This window comes from Cobetia sp. UCD-24C, assembly GCF_001306765.1.
Taxonomy (GTDB): domain Bacteria; phylum Pseudomonadota; class Gammaproteobacteria; order Pseudomonadales; family Halomonadaceae; genus Cobetia; species Cobetia amphilecti.
Map to the genome: position 1 here is coordinate 328028 of NZ_LJTD01000001.1, position 17679 is coordinate 345706.

At 64.9% G+C, this 17679-nt stretch carries 13 protein-coding genes; 8 read left to right on the forward strand and 5 right to left on the reverse strand.

Going from position 1 to position 17679, the window contains the following annotated elements:
• Window positions 1-49 precede the first annotated feature (49 nt).
• On the forward strand, window positions 50-1294 hold the full coding sequence (locus AOG28_RS01390; RefSeq protein ID WP_054555068.1) for a hypothetical protein: 1245 nt from the start codon (window positions 50-52) through the stop codon (window positions 1292-1294).
• A gap of 160 nt (window positions 1295-1454) precedes the next feature.
• Here the strand turns inward: AOG28_RS01390 and AOG28_RS01395 are convergent, their stop codons facing one another.
• Together AOG28_RS01395 and AOG28_RS01400 are read right to left on the reverse strand one after the other, a co-directional pair.
• Complete coding sequence (locus AOG28_RS01395; RefSeq protein ID WP_054555069.1) at window positions 1455-3281, reverse strand: SEC-C domain-containing protein; 1827 nt, start codon at window positions 3279-3281, stop codon at window positions 1455-1457.
• Window positions 3282-3436: 155 nt separating this feature from the next.
• Window positions 3437-4375 (reverse strand): homocysteine S-methyltransferase family protein, encoded by a 939-nt coding sequence (locus AOG28_RS01400; RefSeq protein ID WP_234368246.1) that lies wholly within the window; start codon window positions 4373-4375, stop codon window positions 3437-3439.
• A 267-nt stretch (window positions 4376-4642) separates the two neighbouring features.
• Between AOG28_RS01400 and AOG28_RS01405 the strand changes: the two genes are divergently transcribed.
• The 3 genes from AOG28_RS01405 to AOG28_RS01415 all read left to right on the forward strand — a co-directional run bounded on the left by AOG28_RS01405 (window position 4643) and on the right by AOG28_RS01415 (window position 9891).
• Window positions 4643-6550 (forward strand): hypothetical protein, encoded by a 1908-nt coding sequence (locus tag AOG28_RS01405; RefSeq protein WP_043332458.1) that lies wholly within the window; start codon window positions 4643-4645, stop codon window positions 6548-6550.
• A gap of 69 nt (window positions 6551-6619) precedes the next feature.
• On the forward strand, window positions 6620-8767 hold the full coding sequence (locus tag AOG28_RS01410; RefSeq protein ID WP_054555070.1) for a DNA topoisomerase III: 2148 nt from the start codon (window positions 6620-6622) through the stop codon (window positions 8765-8767).
• Window positions 8768-8844: 77 nt separating this feature from the next.
• On the forward strand, window positions 8845-9891 hold the full coding sequence (locus tag AOG28_RS01415; protein ID WP_054555071.1) for a ketopantoate reductase family protein: 1047 nt from the start codon (window positions 8845-8847) through the stop codon (window positions 9889-9891).
• 231 nt (window positions 9892-10122) lie between these two features.
• Here AOG28_RS01415 and AOG28_RS01420 read toward each other — a convergent pair whose 3' ends face one another.
• The 3 genes from AOG28_RS01420 to zwf are packed head-to-tail and all read right to left on the reverse strand — an operon-like array spanning window position 10123 to window position 13026.
• Entirely contained in the window at window positions 10123-10785 is a 663-nt protein-coding gene (locus AOG28_RS01420) for a bifunctional 4-hydroxy-2-oxoglutarate aldolase/2-dehydro-3-deoxy-phosphogluconate aldolase (protein ID WP_043332465.1), read from the reverse strand.
• A 56-nt stretch (window positions 10786-10841) separates the two neighbouring features.
• Window positions 10842-11534: a 6-phosphogluconolactonase gene (pgl, locus tag AOG28_RS01425; protein WP_054555072.1), complete on the reverse strand. Its 693-nt coding sequence runs from the start codon at window positions 11532-11534 to the stop codon at window positions 10842-10844.
• 1 nt (window position 11535) lies between these two features.
• Complete coding sequence (gene zwf, locus AOG28_RS01430) at window positions 11536-13026, reverse strand: glucose-6-phosphate dehydrogenase (protein ID WP_054555073.1); 1491 nt, start codon at window positions 13024-13026, stop codon at window positions 11536-11538.
• A 390-nt stretch (window positions 13027-13416) separates the two neighbouring features.
• Between zwf and AOG28_RS01435 the strand changes: the two genes are divergently transcribed.
• From AOG28_RS01435 to AOG28_RS01450, 4 genes are all read left to right on the forward strand, one after another.
• Window positions 13417-14274: a MurR/RpiR family transcriptional regulator gene (locus AOG28_RS01435; RefSeq protein WP_043332471.1), complete on the forward strand. Its 858-nt coding sequence runs from the start codon at window positions 13417-13419 to the stop codon at window positions 14272-14274.
• 220 nt (window positions 14275-14494) lie between these two features.
• On the forward strand, window positions 14495-15376 hold the full coding sequence (locus AOG28_RS01440; protein ID WP_199852379.1) for a putative selenate ABC transporter substrate-binding protein: 882 nt from the start codon (window positions 14495-14497) through the stop codon (window positions 15374-15376).
• 4 nt (window positions 15377-15380) lie between these two features.
• Window positions 15381-16109 (forward strand): ATP-binding cassette domain-containing protein, encoded by a 729-nt coding sequence (locus AOG28_RS01445; protein ID WP_054555187.1) that lies wholly within the window; start codon window positions 15381-15383, stop codon window positions 16107-16109.
• Window positions 16099-17658: an ABC transporter permease gene (locus tag AOG28_RS01450; protein ID WP_235506909.1), complete on the forward strand. Its 1560-nt coding sequence runs from the start codon at window positions 16099-16101 to the stop codon at window positions 17656-17658. Before AOG28_RS01445 ends, AOG28_RS01450 begins: the two co-directional genes overlap by 11 nt.
• Window positions 17659-17679 lie beyond the last annotated feature (21 nt).

Consider the following 17679-nt stretch of genomic DNA (forward strand, 5'->3'; position numbering starts at 1 on the left):
TTCGTGCTGCGCTGCCCCAGTGTCACGACTCATGCCAAGGAGGTGTGCAATGCATGTGATCCTGTTGGCGGACCGCCTCGGCCAGGAAGTCGCGCCGATTGACCGCCGTTACTCGCCGGCCCTGCTGCCGATTGCCGGACGCAGCGTGCTGGAGCGCAATCTCGACCTGCTGGTCGGGCGAGGCGTGACGCATATCAGCCTGATCATCGCCCGTGACCCCGAGTGGTTCCGGGCGCGTATCGCCGATGGCTCACGCTGGGGCATCGATCTCGACATTCTGCCGATGCCCGGCGAGCGAGACCCGCGCGAGCAGATCAAGCGACTCGGCGCCATGGCCGCCCTGCCTGCCCCGGTGCTGCGCGCCGATGTGCTGCTGATGCCGGAGTGGTTCAAGGATGACAGCCTCGCGATCAGCGAGCAGGCCATGGCGTCGGGTGCGCCGGTCTGCCATCCGGCCAGCGTGGCAGACCCGTCGCTCGCTCGTCTTCACTGGCCGGAGCTGCGCGACAATCCCGGGCTTGGGCCGGCCCTGCTGGCCTCACTGTCGCACTATCACGCTTCGGTGATGCAGGCACTGGATGCCGATGACTCAGGCCTGACACCGCATGGCGAACGCGGAGTATTGCCCGGCGAGCAGGACCTGCACCACGTCTACTACGCCGCCGGCGCGACCCGCCTGGATGAATCGCGCCTCACTGGTGGCTTCGCCGGCATCACCACCCACGTGGAGCCCGGCGTGCTGCTCAAGGGACACTGCTGCCTCGAACAGGGCAGCTACGTGGAAGAAGGCGCCATGCTCGAGGACTGCGTCATCCTGCCCTTCACCCGCGTACACGGTGGCCAGCAGGTCAACGCCGGCATCCTGTTCGAAGGCGAGGCGCTCGACAGGACGGCCCCGCACTGGCTCAAGGACCGCCGTCAGGCAGGCGCCGCCTCGCAACGCGGCGTCGCCTACCGCAACCCGGCACGCCCCGAGTGGCAAGAACGGATTCTGGCGGCCCTGATCACCCTGGCCACACGCCCCTTCGGCTCGCGCTACAAGGAGCTTCGCCATCGCCTGCGCCAGGTGCAGGACAGCCGCATGCGGCTTTTAGGGGCTCTGCCCGAGCGCTCGCCACCGCCATTGGACAGGGTCGGCATCAGCAGTGCAGGCGCCATCCAGCCCCCGGATTGGCGTGCCACGCCGGATGCCTTCGCCGCAACGCTGGAGGCCATCCAGGTCGGCCAGACGCCGGGGCTACGCGGCGCCATTCGAGAAGCCTGGCGTCTGCGTCAGCAAGGCAAGCAGCAGTGATCGCCCCCGTTCACGCTTCCCCCTGAGTCGCCTCCCGATGCAAGGCAAGACACAAAAAACCCCGCAGTGCCGTGGCACTGCGGGGTTTTTTCATACGGGCCTCGTCATACGAGCGCTTGCGATCACTCGTCAGGCAGCATGAGCGGCCTTTGACACCGGCTCAGCGATGCTTGGCCAGCCAGGCAAGCGCGCCTTCGCTGCGCTTCCACTGGTCGCGCATCAGGGTGCGGTACTGCCAGGCCTCACCACGCGTGCCGGGTTCCGGCGCTTCCACCGCCAGACTCACCGGCCGCGGATGCTCCGCCAGCAGCAGGCTGATCAGATGCGAATTGGCTTCCCGCACGATCTCGAGTGCCTGCTCGGCGTCCTTGTCGCGACCCAGTCGATAGAGCGCCAGCACCTGGCCCATCAGGATGCCCAACAGCGGCATTTCCTCATCGACGGCACGTCGCTCGATATCATGCTCGGCGAGGGTCACGGCCTCGTCGTTGCGGCCTTCGCGCAGCAGCTGATCCAGCACCAGCTCACGCAGGCCGAGGCTGTCTTCCTCGTCGAGCTTGAGCAGGCGCTCCGCCAGCTGGCGCGAACGCTCGCGCTCACCGCGCTCCATGCCGATCACCAGCCCCAGCCCACAGCGCAGCAACTGGGCGTTGTCGCCATCTTCCCAGCGCAACAGGCCGCCAGCCTGTTCGATCTGATCGAGCCAGCGATCGAAGCGCTGTGCCAGCGGCACGAAGAAGGTGTCCGACATCCACGGCAGGCTACCGAAGCGACTGGCCAGCGCCAGGATCAGCCCCTGACACACCGCCGGAACGTCCAGCCACTCGGGGCTGGCGCACAGCTGCTGCAGCCACTCGTTGGGGTCCTGGACATCCCAGGGATCGATATCCAGCGCCAGCGCTGCCTCTTCCTCGATGCGCGCCGGGAAGACCGCCTCCCAGAGCCCGAGTGTCACGGCCTGCTCCGCATTCTGACGGAACAGCAGACTGCCATCGTCCTGCGTTTCCAGCGCCAGACGCGGCGGATGCTCGATCACCTCGAACAGCGCCTGCAGAGCGGCCAGTGAATCCGACAGCGACTCATCGGAATTGACCATCTGCTCGGCGAGCGTGGCACGCGGGTTTTCGGCCAGATCCGCCAGGAATTCCAGCTGACCGGGCTCGATGTCCTTCTGCTTGGACAGACGACGCCACCAGAAGCGCGCACGATCCTGCGCCTCTTCCGGCTGACCTTCGTGCAGCAGCAGCATGGCTTCGATATACGCCAGCGTCGGCGAATCGGGCAGCGTCTGCTGGGCACGAATGAAGGCGGCGCGCGCCGAGCCCAGATCATCGCTGTCCAGATGCAGCAGACATTGATGCTCCAGGGCGACGCCGCGCAGGAAGGCAGGGCCACGCTCCAGCACTTCATCGAGCAGCAGCGCCTTCTTGCGGGTGAAGCCGCGCTCCTGATAGAGATCCAGCAGCAGCTCGAAGCCAGGCTCGGCCTGCTCGGGCAGACGCGACCAGTCGCTGGTATCGAACAGCGCCTCCATGATCTGCTGAGCCCGACCACGATTGCCGCTCTCGGCGCTGATCAGCCCCGCTTCGAGCAGCGCCTGTGCCGGCGCGAGACCAGAGGCCAGCGCCGCCTTGAGCTGTTCACCCTTGAACTCGCGCAGCGACAGCATCCACATCAGGTGATCCGGAATCGCCGGCAGCTGCACCTTGTCGCAGCATTGCTTGTACTTGCGACCCGAGTCACACCAGCAAGGCTCGTTGCGCCCGGGCGGTGCCAACGACTCGCGCGCGAAGTCGAGTCGCACCAGCGGAGTCTGGCTCCACAGCACCGGCGCCAGCGCTACCGCCAGCGCTTCGTCGCCACCGCTGTAGTTCACGCCCTCCGAATGCGCCCACTGCATGAAGGCAGGAAAGGATTCATCGGCGCGGATGGCATCAAGTGCCCCACTGGCGTAACTCAAGAGCCGTTCGACCCACTCGGCAAGCATGGCATCTCCCTAAAAAAGCGTTTCACAGCCCTGCAGGCACCGCATCCCGGTCGTCGCCTCGGCGTTCACCTCGGCGTTTCCTCAGGCGCGATGCCCGTCAGAACCTGCGAATCAAGGGGCGAAGTCTATCACGAGGAAGCCTCGCCCCTCATCGTTCACTCACTCAAGCGGCTGACGCAGCGATAACCTGCTGACCTGAGCTGTTCGGCCAGGCAGGCGATATGCGCCGGGCCCACCTCGCAGCAACCGCCGACGATACGAATGCCGGCATTGACCCACCCCAGCGCATGCGCCGCGTACTGCTCCGGCCCCAGGTCTTCGCGCGCCTTGAGGTCCTTGACGGTGCCGCCGGGGTTGAGCTCCGCGATGGAGGTGAAGCCATTGGCATAGGCACCGGTCGGCAGCGGGCTGGCCAGCAGATTTTCCAGACTACCCTGAATGGCTTCCGGCGCGCTGCAATTGATCAGGATCGCGTCCACGCCCATCGCTTGCAGCATGCTGATCGCGTCGGCCAGCGGCTCACCGCTGCGCAGGGTCGCGGTCAGGTCATCCTTCACCGTCAGCGAGACCCACACCGGCAAGCCGCTCTCGAGTGCGGCGGTGGCAGCGGCGCGAGCCTCGATGCAGGAAGACAGCGCCTCACACAGCAGGACATCGACCTGCGGCGCCTGCAATCCCACCAGCCGGCGATAGCTGGCCAGGGACTCGTCAGCACTCGGCGCGACATCGGGGCGATAGGTGGCGACCAGCGGCGGCAGGCAGCCTGCCACTCGCACATCCGCCTCGCCACTCAGGGCGATGGCATCCCGCGCGGCCTTGCCGGCGGCGGCATGAATGGCCGCGATCGACTCGCCGACACCCGCCAGGCCCAGACGCTGCGGCGTGGCCGTGTAGGTATTGAGCGTGATGACGCGCGCGCCGGCACGAATGAAATCGAGGTGCAGGTCACGCACCAGCTCAGGCTGGTCCAGCATCACCTGAGACGACCACAACGGGGTCGGCTCACGACCGCTACGACGCACCAGTTCCTGGCCCATGCCGCCGTCCAGCAACACGACTTCAGCCCCGTCACCTGCCCCCTTTCCTGCTTCCAAGTCTCGTTCCACACAACCTCCAGAGCTTTTTGATGTCCTAGCGTGAGCCTGACGACCTGGCGAGACCCGCTGGCCAGTCAGTGGCGGGCGAAATTCTACCACGCTCGACCCGCTTGCGGCCCTTGCTCACTGGAGCCAAAAGGCTGCCCAATGCTACTGTTGACGACACCCTTTGCCCCGCGCTGCGCTCGAGGCTCGTGCTCACGAACCTCTCGGCAGCCCATGTCGCGCCAGATGCCCCACCCCGTTCAATCAAGGAAGCCTGCCTTGCTGTTGCCGAGCCCCTTTCGTCCCCGAGCCAACACTGCCAACGACGCGCCCCAGGTGCGTCTGGAGCGTGAGGGCCGCGACGAGATTCGCCGCATTACCCAGGCCGTGGAGCGTGTGCCCTGGTCGGTGAGCCTGATGCAGATCCTGTGGACCGCAGGCCCGGTGACGCTGATCGGCGCCTGGGGCGGCTATCTGCTCGGTTACGGCAAGGAACCGACCTTCGAGAACTACATCTTCTTCATCTCCTACACCGTCATCACCGGTGTCGCGGGCATCGTGGCCAATATCGCCCACAACCTGACCAGCTCACGGCGCTATGACCGCACCGAAGCCAAGATCGAGCGCGTCATCGACACCGTGCCGGAGCTGATCCTCGCCACGCGCAATCTGATCGTCGAGAGCCTCGAAGGCGATGCCCGCCGGCGTGAAGCGGCGGCCATGCTGCTGCGCAAGCAGGATCTGGCGCCGGAGGGGGTCGAGCTGGCGGCGCTGGAGCTGCTCGATGACCGTGATGCCGCGCGCATCATCAGCCAGATCGACGTCTACCGTCGCGTGGGCCTGCATGCACGTATCCGCGACATGAACAGCCTCAACCGCGAATGGCTCGAGCCCCAGTTCAATGAGCTGGCCGAGCTGGCCCCCGAGGCCATCGGCCTGCTGCGTGAGCGCTTCGAAGGGCGCGCGCCCGACCTGCACAGCGGCGTGCCGCGTGACGAGAACTTCATCGAGCGTGTGCTGGCGGCCATCGAGCAGGACAACGACCTGCTGATGACCCTGCAGGACGTGGAGGAGATGCTGATTCTGGCCTTCGAGCTGATCAGCGGGCGCAAGATCCCGCTGCTGACCTTCGAATACCGTGGCCGCTGGAAGCTGGCGCGCGCGCTGGACAACCTCGAGCATGCCCGCTCGCGCTATCGCATACGTCAGGCCACCGGCCTGTCACGCCTCAAGGCGCTGACGGTCTATCTGGCCGAGCAGTCCGGCACCCTGGTGGAGGATGCCGCCTCCGGCCTGCGCGCCGAGGTACTGCTGGAGCGCTCCACCCAGGCGATGGACGCCCTTGCCGAGCAGGTGACGCATCTGGCGATCGCGGTCAATGAGGGCGATCGTGAACACCGCGCCGCGCTACGCTCGCGCGCCGACATCCTCACCAACGCCATCCGCCTCTACAAGACGGTGACCAATGCCTACGAGCAGGTCGGGCGCAGCCACGCCGTCTTCCTCAAGATGTCCAAGCGCTGGGAAAACATCGCCTCGCAGATGTCCGATGACGCCACCCGCCTGCGGGTCGGCCCGGGCCGTCGTGGTCTGCGCATCCAGGAAAAGACCATCGCGCTGGACGATGAAGCCAAGGCGGAGGTCTGCAAGCATCTGGCCGATCACTTGAACGAGAGCCGCATCAAGCGCGTCGACAGCGAGATCGCCTATCAGGCGCGCGAGACGGTGCTGCGCGTCGGTGTCGACAAGGCCAAGGCGATGGCGGTCGAGATCGCCCTCGCGCTGGAGCCCCACATACACCTGTCACGCCCGGCCGTGCAGCGCGCCATCAATGGCTCCAATGCCGCCTATTTCGGCCAGCTGGAGCCCAATCAGTCCGCGGCGGCCAAGGCGGCGCTGGGCAGCGCCATGGTGCGCGAGATCGATGATGACCTGTCACGCACCGCCGAATCACTGGCCATCGCGCTGGTGCGCCACTACCGCGTCGAGCTGGAGCCACTGGCCATCGAGTTCCTGCGCGATACCTTCGGCGCCCGTGAAGCGACGCTCAACATGCTCAGCAACTATCAGCCCGCCGACCACCACCCGGTCAGCTATCTCTCCAATCGCCCCCCGCTGATCCAGACCGCCAACCGCGACTGGTATCGCGCCCTCGTCCAGGCACGTCGCGCGCTCGACGACGATTGATCCCCGCCTCGGGCCAACGGCATACTGTATGGATCATCATATCGACAGCCTTTGACCGCAGGATGCCCGATGCGCCTGATCATCGCCGAAAAGCCCAGCCTCGCCCGCGCCATTGCCGAGGCGCTGCCCGGACGCTCAAGCAAGCGCGACGGCTATATCGATGCCGGTGACACCCGTGTCACCTGGTGCATCGGCCACCTGCTGGAGCAGGCCCCGCCGGATGACTACGACGAGCGCTTCAGGCGCTGGTCGCTGGATCACCTGCCGATCATCCCCGAGCAATGGAAGCTCAAACCACGCAGCCAGGCGCGCGGTCAGCTCAAGACCATCCGCGAGCAGCTCAAGCTGGCCGATGAGGTCGTGCATGCCGGCGACCCCGACCGTGAAGGCCAGCTGCTGGTGCAGGAAGTGCTGGAGCACATGCGCTGGCGCGGGCCGGTCAAACGCCTGCTGATCAGTGACATGAACCGCCCTGCCGTCAGCCGCGCCCTCAACAAGCTGGACGACAATCAGCGCTGGCAGCCGCTCTATGAAGCCGCGTTGGCGCGCCAGCGCGCCGACTGGCTGTATGGCATGAACCTGACCCGCGCCTGGACATTGACCGGGCGCCAGGCCGGCCACGACGGCGTGCTGTCAGTGGGACGCGTGCAGACGCCACTGCTGGGGCTGGTCGTGCGCCGTGACGAGGAAATCGAGGCCTTCGAGCCTCGCGCCTTCTTCCCGCTGTGGATAGAGGCTGGCGTGGCGGCGGGCAGCTTCAAGGCCTGGTGGCATGCGCCCAGCTCGCCCTGGCTGCAACGCCTGGCGGACAAGGGCACCCCGCTGCCACTGGATGACAAGGGGCGCCTGCTGGATAGCCGTCCCGCCGAGCGCCTGGCCCGCCATCTCGCGACCTTGACCACCCTCGGCGATGGCCATGTCGAAAGTGTCGAGGCCAGCGACAAGTCACAGCCCGCGCCGCTGCCCTATTCGCTCTCGGCGCTGCAGGTCGATGCCGCGCGCCGTTTTCGCCTGCCCGCCCAGAAAGTCCTCGACACCTGTCAGGCGCTTTACGAGCGTCATCAGCTGATCACCTATCCGCGCTCCGACTGCCGCTACCTGCCGCGCGAACATCACGCCGGCATGGCCAATCTGATGATCAGCGCCTGCGTGGGTGACCGCGAGCTTGAACGCTTCAGTGGCGGCGCCGATTTCAGCCTGCGCTCGCGCGCCTTCAATGACAGCAAGGTCAGCGCGCACCACGCCTTGGCGCCGACCGGGCGCGAGCCGGACTATGCGCGCCTGTCGCGCGATGAAGCCAATCTCTACCGCATGATCACGCGCAACGTGCTGGCCCAGTTCTACCCGGCCTATCGCTATCGCGAGGTCAAGGTCGAGCTGCGCTTCGCCAAGGAGCCCTTCCGCGCCAGTGGCCGCAGCGTCATCGACGAGGGTTGGAAGGTGCTGTTCCAGCGCACTGCGGAGGTCAGGGAGGCAGCTGACAAAGATGTCGCTGACAAGAAGCCCTCTGACAAGAACGCAGCCGCCGATGACAAGACCCCACCGCCGCTGCCCGCCCTGACGGAAGGCGAACCAGCCTGCGTACTCGACTGCGGTATCGAGGAGAGAGAGACCCGCCCGCCGGAACCCTTCAATGACGCCAGCTTGATCCAGGCGATGATGAACATCGCACGTTACGTCGAGGATGAAGCGGTGCGGCGCACGCTGCGCGATGTGGATGGGCTGGGCACCGAGGCGACACGCGCCGGCATGCTCGAGACACTGATCAATCGCGGCTATCTGGTGCGCGAAGGCCAGGCGATGCGCTCCACGCGTATCGGTCGCGCGCTGATTCATGCCCTGCCGCCCGCCGTATCGCGCCCGGAGCGCACCGCACAGTGGGAGCAACGCCTGAGCATGATCCACGAACAAGGCGACCCGGCGGCGCCCTTCTTGAGCGAGCTGATCGTGGATCTGCGTGCGCTGCTCGCCGATAGCTCCGCCAGCCGCTTGAGCACGGCACTGGCCAGCGTCGGCGGTGCGACACCCGCGCCGCGCAAGGGCGGCGGCAAGGGCGGCTCGCGTCGCAAGGCCACCTCCTACAAGAAGCGCGCTTCTGGCAGCTCTTCTGGCAAGACCGCTTCAGGCAGCACTTCTGACGGCGCTTCTCGTAAAAGTGCTTCCACCAGGAGCCCCCGCAAGCGAGCGACTGGGTCACGGCGCAAGACCGATAGCTGACAGCGGGTCAGGTGAAGTACAACCGGCCTCCTCTTGCACTGACGCACCGCTCTGCTCTCCATGACAAGATGACAAATATGCACACAATGACTGATCCGGAAGATAACTGGCTGTGGATCATCGGTCCGGGCGCCATCGGGCGTCTGCTGGCGGCATCACTGATGGCAGCACGCCAGCGAGAGCTGCGTGAGCAGGGGGCATCCGCGCTACCGCATGTCCTGCTGCTGGGGCGTCAGGCAATGGCGGGGCAAGCAGTCGTGCTCGACATGACCACGCCGGAATCAATTACTGTTAGCGTAAAGATAAATTATTCATCAATTGACACACTACAAGACTCGCCACCCAGAAAGCCTTCCGCCACCTGGCTGACGACCAAGGCCCACGGCGTACCCGCCGCCTGGCAGCAACTGGCACCACATATCACGCCCGAGACTCCCGTGACCTGCTGGCAGAACGGACTGAGCGCTCAGCCGTGGCTGGCCGAACGCCACGCCAACCTGCTATGCGCCAGCACCACCGAAGGCGCCTGGTTGCCAGCCGAGACTGGCGAAAACACGACGCCTGACGCTGGCTCAACAGCGGATGATCTCCAGCACCTTGGCGTGCAACACGCCGGGCGCGGCCACACCTGGCTGGGCGCATGGCAGAGTGACGGCGACGGCGATACCGACAGCCAGCCCAATCAGGCCGCTCTCATGCAATGTGACTGGCTCAAGGCTGCGGGGTTTGCGTGCGAACAGACGCCAGACATCCAGACTCGCCTGTGGCACAAGCTGGCGATCAATGCGGCGATCAATCCCCTGGTGGCACGCTATCGCATTCGCAACGGCCAGCTGCGTGACCGGCCATTTGCGCCAATGGTGCGCCAGGCGGTCGAGGAGATCAGCACGGTACTGGATAGCGAAGGCATCTCTGCCCCAAGGGAAGGCTGGCAGGCGCTGGTCGAACAGGTCATCCGCGCGACCGCCAACAATCGCGCCTCGATGCTGCAGGATGTGCTCGCCGATCGCCCTACCGAGGTCGAGGCGATCCTTGGCCCGCTGCGCCTTGCCGCTGCCCGACATGGGCTGGCCCTGCCCTTGCTGGATGACCTCTACCGCCAGCTGAGCACGCCGCAGCGCTGAGACCGGCATCACAACCAGCCCATCGACTCCAGCCAGACAAGTTAGCCTCGCCTCCCTCCCCAGATGACGCGCACAAAAAAGACCCGCCTCGCAAGAGACGGGTCACAAGCAACAGCCAAGCTGTCGAGAGAGAGCAGTACTGGCAGCCTGTCAGCCTCAAGCACGACGGCGTGCATGACGTTGGCAGGCAACCGCTGGATCAGTGGCCAGCACTCATCCAGATATCAGACTTCAGCGGTGGAAACGCTCTGAGGCTTCACGCGCCAGCTCGCGGATACCATCCCAGTCACCCGCATCGATCAATTTCTGCGGCGCGACCCAGCTACCACCGACACACATCACGTTCTTGAGCGCGAGGTAGTCAGCGGCGTTGCTCAGGGAAATGCCGCCAGTCGGGCAGAAGCGAGCTTCGCTGATCGGGCCACCGAAGGACTTGATCGCATTGACGCCGCCCGCGGCTTCCGCCGGGAAGAACTTGAAGCGACGGTAACCGTACTGCCAGCCCGTCATCAGCTCCGAGACGGTCGCGACACCCGGCAGCATCGGCACGCTGCTGGTCACGCCGTACTGGTACAGCGCTTCGGTGGTGCCCGGCGTGACGATGAAGTCGACACCCAGCTCTTCCACCTGGCGATACTGTTCCGGCGTAAGCACGGTGCCGGCACCGATGCTGGCGTTGGGCAGCGCTTCACGCATCAGGCGGATGGCTTCCAGCGCGCAGTCGGTACGCAGCGTGACTTCCAGTACGGTCAGGCCACCTTCGTAAAGGGCCTTGCCCAGCGGTACGGCGTCCTCGATGCGCTCGACGGCGATCACCGGCAGCACGGAGGCTTTCTGGCAGATGCTGTCGATCTCGGTGGTGCGAGTCGACGGAAGCTGTTTTTCAAAGCTCATGGCGTTCTCCTTGTGCCGCGGCCAGCCTCCCTTGTGGCTGGCCGCGGCCGATGTGATCAGGGGGCCCAGTAAAGCGCCAGCGGCGCGGACAGGAAGGCACGAATCGGCAGTTCACTGACCGCCTCGACATCGCTCAGCGCGCGCGACAGCACGGCCTGCTTGTCGGTCCCCGTGAGATGAAGCACGGTACGACGCGTCTGGCGAAGACGCTCGAGAGACAGCGTGATACGCGCCTGCGGCACGCTGGGTGCACGCATCGGGACACAGCAATCCGCACTGGTCAGCGCTTCCTGCAGACGGTCACCATCCGGGAACAGCGAGGCCGTATGGCCATCGCCGCCCATGCCGAGAATCAGCGCGGAAGCCGGCCAGGGGAGCGCCGCGATGCGAGCACTCACTTCTGCGCAACCGTCTTCCGGCTCTGCCTCGGCATTGGTCAGCGGATGGAAGGTAGCGGCACTGGCCGCACCGCTCAGCAGGTGCTCACGCACGAAGCGTGCATTGCTGTCATCGGCGTCTTCGCTCACCCAACGCTCATCGGCGAGGGTGATATCGACCCGCGACCAGTCCAGCGGCTTGTCGCGCAGCGCGGCAAACAGCGGCTTGGGCGTGGAGCCGCCGGAAACCACCAGCAGCGCACGCGCTGACGGATCAACGTCGAGATCAGCACGCAAGGCAGCGGCCAGATACTCGGCGAGAGAGTGTGCGGTCTGTACGCGCGGGTCCTGCTCAGTCACGGTGGCGCTCATCTCAATACTCCTCATACCAGCTGCGACCATCGCGCGTGATCATCGCGATCGAGGAGACGGGCCCCCAGGAGCCGGCCGGATAACGGCGCGGCGTGGCGGCACGGGATTCCCAGCCATCGATGAGAGTATCGACCCAGCGCCAGGCGTGTTCGATCTCGTCACGACGCACGAACAGATACTGCTGACCCTTGATGACCTCCAGCAGCAGACGTTCGTAAGCTTCCGGAATACGGCGCTTGGGGAAGGCGCTGTTGAAGTCGAGATCCAACGGGCCCGGGCGCAGACGCATGCCCTTGTCGAGACCGGAGTCCTTGGTCAGCACCTGCAGGGAGATGCCTTCGGACGGCTGAAGACGAATGATCAGCTTGTTGGCCGCCAGCGAGCGCTGGTCCGGATCGAAGATGTAGTGCGGCTGCTGACGGAAGTGGATCACGATCTGTGACAGCTTCTCCGGCATGCGCTTGCCGGTCCGCAGGTAGAACGGCACACCGGCCCAGCGCCAGTTGGAGACTTCGGTCTTGAAAGCCACGAAGGTCTCGGTCTGGGATTCGGTATTGGCACCCTCTTCATCGAGGTAGCCCGGTACGTGCTGGCCGTCGACGGCACCCGCGATGTACTGGCCACGCACCAGATCCGTATTGAGACGCTCGCCGGTGATCGGGCGCAACGCCTTGAGCACCTTGACCTTCTCGTCACGAATGGCGTCTGCGTCCAGGTTGGACGGCGGGTCCATCGCGATCAGACACAGCAGCTGCAGCAGGTGGTTCTGCACCATGTCACGCAGCTGACCGGCCTGATCGAAGTAGCCCCAGCGCCCTTCGATACCGACCTTCTCCGCCACGGTGATCTCGACGTGGGAAATCTGGTTCTGATTCCACTGGTTGCCGAACATCGGGTTGGCGAAGCGCAGCGCGATCAGGTTCTGGACGGTTTCCTTGCCCAGATAGTGATCGATACGGTAGATCTGGGATTCGTGGAAGACGGCGCCGATCGCGTCGTTGACGACGCGCGAGCTCTCCAGATCAGAACCGATCGGCTTCTCGACCACGACACGCGAGTGCTCGTCGAGGCAGCCAGCCGCCTGCAGATTGCTGCTGATGTCGCCGTAGATACGCGACGGTACGGAAAGATAGATCATCAGCGGGCGCGGCGACGGCTTGCCCTTGGCATCCACACGCCAATCGGCGATCGCGGAATAGCCTTCCACGGTGCTGAAATCCAGCGCCGCATAGCTGATGCGAGAGAGGAAGCGCTCGATGCATTCCTTCTCGAGGTGTTCCGGCTTGACGCGCTCCTTGAGCGCCGCCTGCACGGTGTCCTTGAAGGATTCGAGGCTGACATCCTGACGCGCCAGACCGATCAGGCGGGTTGCCTTCTCGAGCAGACCGTCACGGTCGAGGTGATAGAGGGCTGGATATAGCTTGCGCTTGGCGAGGTCGCCCAAGGCGCCGAACAGGGCAATATCCACGCCCGGAATGATGTCGGAACTCATGCCGCCGATTTCTCCCGTCGAAACTGCCCTGTATGCCGAAATGACCGACAAGGTGGGCGACTTCGAACCCGCTTCCTGGAAGGCTGCGCAGGCTGGCGCGGCGAGGAGAGGCTCGAATGACACACGGCACCGGGAAGGCGTTGGCGATACATGGCTGGTTATATTAACAACAAATGTAGCGATAACGCCGCTGTCACTCAAGACAATTCGCCCCACAAATAGGTAAACTTACCTAAAAGTGGTAGTCAGCGGCGCTTTCGCTTTCACCTCGTCCTTCGCGCCCCTGGATCAGCAAGTGACCCAAAGAGATGCTTGGCCTACCAGACGAGTGAGGCTAGGATGCCCAGATTACGTAGTTATTTCACTACACAATGGCAGGGTAACAGGCGAATGGCAGTACACGACCTCATCAATCGCATCCGTGAACGTCTCGACGAGCTCAATCGCTCCGAGCGCAAGGTCGCCGACGTCATTCTGGCGGACCCGGCTGCGGCCACCGGCATGAGCATCGCGGCGCTCGCTCAGGCCTCGCTGGTCAGTGAGCCGACCGTCAACCGCTTCTGTCGCAACTTCGATGCCAAGGGCTTCCCCGACTTCAAGATCAAGCTGGCCCAGAGTCTGGCCGGCGGCACGCCCTACGTGTCGCGCAGCGTCGATCAGAACGATGATGCCGCGGCCTATGGCGACAAGATTCTCGGCGCCACCGTGGCCGCGCTCGACGATGCCCGTCGCGCACTGGACCCCAGACGCATCGAACGCGCCGTCGACTACCTGAGCCAGGCCAAGCAGATCTGCTTCTTCGGCCTTGGCGCCTCAGGCCCGGTGGCGGCGGATGCCCAGCACAAGTTCTTCCGCTTCAACCTGCCGGTCATGGCCTATGAAGACGTGCTCATGCAGCGCATGGTGGCCGCCGCCTGCCATACCGGCGACGTGATCGTCATCATCTCCTACACCGGACGCACCCGCGAGCTGGTCGATATCGCCAAGCTCGCACGCAGCAATGGCGCCGCGGTACTGGGCATCACCGCACCGGACTCTCCGCTGGCGCGCGAGTGCACCGAAGTGCTGGAAGTCATGGCGCCGGAAGACACCGATATCTATATGCCGATGACCTCACGCATGATCCACCTGGCCCTGATCGACGTGCTGGCCACCGGCGTGACGCTGCGCCGTGGAGAAGACTTCCAGCAGCACCTCAAGAAGATCAAGGACAGCTTGAAGGACACCCGTTTCCCACCGGAGTCTTGAGCACTCGCCACCAAGTCATCAGCCCCAGCCACGGCAAATGAGCTCTTCCTGCGCAGCCATTCAACGCGCTACTGACGCTTCAGCGTCACTTGAGCGATCCTTCAGGCATGGCGCGGGGCTTGCACCCGCGTGATCAAGACACAACAATACGCGCCATACCCCCTGACATGCGGTGTTCGCCGCATGATGTCTCATGTCGTGAATGCTGAGGATGCTTCCCATGCGCTGGCTGGCCACTGCTGCTCTGACCCTGATTTCCGCCCTTCCCGTGACCATGAGTCTGGCTCAGGCCGACACCTTCAAGTTCACGGCGATTCCGGATGAAGACGAGTCACGCCTGGTCGAGCGTTTCGACAAGGTCGCCGACTATCTGGAAGAGAAGCTGGGCGTCGATGTCGAGTATGTGCCGGTCAAATCCTACAGCGCCGCCGTCAGCGCCTTCCGCAATGATCAGATCCAGATGGCCTGGTTCGGCGGCCTGACAGGCGTTCAGGCGCGTCAGATGGTGCCGGGCTCCGTCGCCATCGCCCAAGGCGTGGAAGACGCTGCCTTCCGCAGCTACTTCATCGCGCGTCGCGACCTCAAGCTGGCCGGCGATGCCGCCGAGCCGCTGGACGCTCTGCCCGACTCCCTCGAAGGCCACTCCTTCACCTTCGGCGCCAAGACCTCCACTTCAGGTCGCCTGATGCCGGAATACTATCTGCGCGAGCAGTTCCAGCAGGCGCCGGACGCCCTGTTCAGCCGCGTCGGTTTCTCCGGCGACCACTCACGCACCATCGCACTGGTCGCCGCTGGCACCTATGACGTGGGCGCGGTCAACTTCGCGGTGTGGGAAGCGGCAGTCAAGGACGGCAAGGTCGACCCGAGCAAGGTGCAGGTGCTGTGGCAGACGCCGGCCTACCCGGATTATCAGTGGACCATTCGTGGCGATGCCGACAGCCACTTCGGCGCGGACTTCACCGCCCATGTCACCACGGCCCTGCTGGACATGAAAGACCCGGACCTGCTCGAGAGCTTCCCGCGCTCCGGCTTCATTCCGGCCAGCAACGATGACTACGCGCCGATCAAGACCGTCGGTGAACAGCTCGGTCTGCTGCGCTGAACTCATGACCCAGGAAACACCCTCTCCACTGCTGCACCTTTCGCAAGACCACCTCGGCCATGGCGCCGAGGTGGTCTTGCGTGATCTGGATATTCGCCTCCTGCCGGGTGAGCGCATCGCCCTGCTCGGTGCCAGTGGCGCAGGCAAGTCCACGTTGCTGGAAGCCCTGCGCGCCGCGCTGCAACAGCGCGACGTAGCAGCCGCCTGGTGCCCTCAACGCCAGGGGCTGGTGCCGCAATTGTCGGTCTACCACAACATCTTCATGGGCCGGTTGGACCAGCACTCACGGCTGACCAACCTGCTCAATCTGCTGCGCCCGAAACCGGCTCATTGGCAGGCGGTCGCCACGCTGTGCGAACCGCTGGGTATCGCCGGCCTGATGGAACGCTCCGTCGAGGCGCTTTCCGGCGGTCAGCGCCAGCGTGTCGCCATCGCACGCGCGCTCTATCAGGGTCATGAGCTGTTCCTCGGTGACGAGCCCGTCGCAAGCGTGGACCCGCATCAGGCCAGTCAGTTGATCCAGCTGATACATGCCCGTCACGCGACCAGCGTGGTAGCGCTTCATCAGCGCGAGTTGGCGCTTACTCACTTCACGCGTGTGATCGGGCTTGGCAAGCAGGCTGACGGCCAGGGGCACGTGCTGCTGGATGTCGCGACCGACGGAATGACGCCTGGCGACCTGGATTTCCTGTACCCCGCTGCGGCGACGCGCGAGTCATCCGATGTCAGCTGACCCCTCCACCATGACGGCAGAGCTGCGCCATCCCCCTCGCTGGTGGCAGGCACGCAGTGACGGTGCGCGCTTGTTGCGCCTCGGTGGTGGTCTGGTGATCGCCATGCTGGTATTGGTGCCCTTCGCCGATCTCTCCGTCACCTCGCGCGACCCGTGGCAGGAACTGGGCCGCATGCTGGCGGGTCTGGCGTCGCCGGCTCCCGGCGCACTGGAATCCCCGCTGCACGCTCTGATCCTGACCATCGCCTTCGCGCTATGGGGCACTCTGCTGGGCGCGCTGATCGGGCTGCCACTGGCATTGGTCTACTCCCGCTCGCGTCTGCTACGGGGCATCTGCGCCGGGCTGCGTGCGGTGCATGAGCTGTTCTGGGCGCTGCTGTTGCTGCAGGTGTTCGGGCTATCGGCCGCCACGGCGCTGGCGGCGATCACGATTCCCTATGCGGCGACCTTCGCCAAGGTCTATGCCGAGATTCTCGAACAACTGCCGCAGGCGCCGCTCAAGGCACTGCCCTGGGCCAGCTCGCGCGCGATGCGCTTTGTGTATGCAGAACTGCCGATGGCGTGGAGACGCATGGCCAGCTACACCCGCTATCGCTTCGAATGCGGACTGCGCGCCAGTGTTCTGCTCGGCTTCGTCGGCTTGCCCACGTTGGGCTTCTATCTGGAAAGTGCCTTTCGCGAGGGCCGGTACGCCGAGGCGGGCGCCCTGCTATGGATCTTCTATCTGCTGATCGCCACGCTACCCTGGTGGGGGCACCGTCGGGTATTGCCGGTACTGGCCATCGCCAGCCTCTGGTGGCTGGGGCCATGGCCCGATGTCAGCCCGCCCCTGCTGTGGCGCTTCATCAGCCATGACATCTGGCCGGCGCCGCTGGTCAATGCATCATTCGAGTCGCTGGTCTCGGGCGAGCTCGCGACAGGCCTGCTGCAGTGGGCCAGCCACCTGCCCGATCTGCTGCCCGCCATCGGCAATACCTTGCTGCTCGGCCTGCAGGGCACCGCCGGTAGTCTGCTGATCGCCATGCTGCTATGGCCGCTGGCCAGCCGCCATGTGGGCAACCGTCTCTCGCAACACTCGACCAACGGCCTGCTGATCTTCCTGCGCACCACGCCGGAGCTGATTCTGGCCTTCATCCTGCTGTTGCTGCTGGGGCCCTCGCTGCTGCCCGCCTGGCTGGCGCTGGCGCTGCACAACGGCGCGATCATCGCCTTCCTGTGTGCTCGCCATGCCAACCAGATTCAGCTGCCGCCCAGCCGCCCGCAGGGCAAGTTCGAATGCTGGCTCTATGAGCTCAACCCGCGTGTTGCCCCCGGCATGTTCGCATTGCTGCTCTACCGCGCCGAGACCATCATTCGCGAGACGGCCATTCTCGGCATGCTGGGGGTGGTGACGCTGGGCTTCCATATCGACTCGAGCTTCGAATACCTGATGTTTGATCAGGCATTTGCCTTGCTGGTGCTCACCGCCATACTCAATATCGGCGTTGACAGCCTCGCGCGGCGCCTGCGCCCCAGCGGCGAGATCTCTGAAGACAGCTGCGTGCGCTGACTCCTGCCCTGCGCAGGAGTA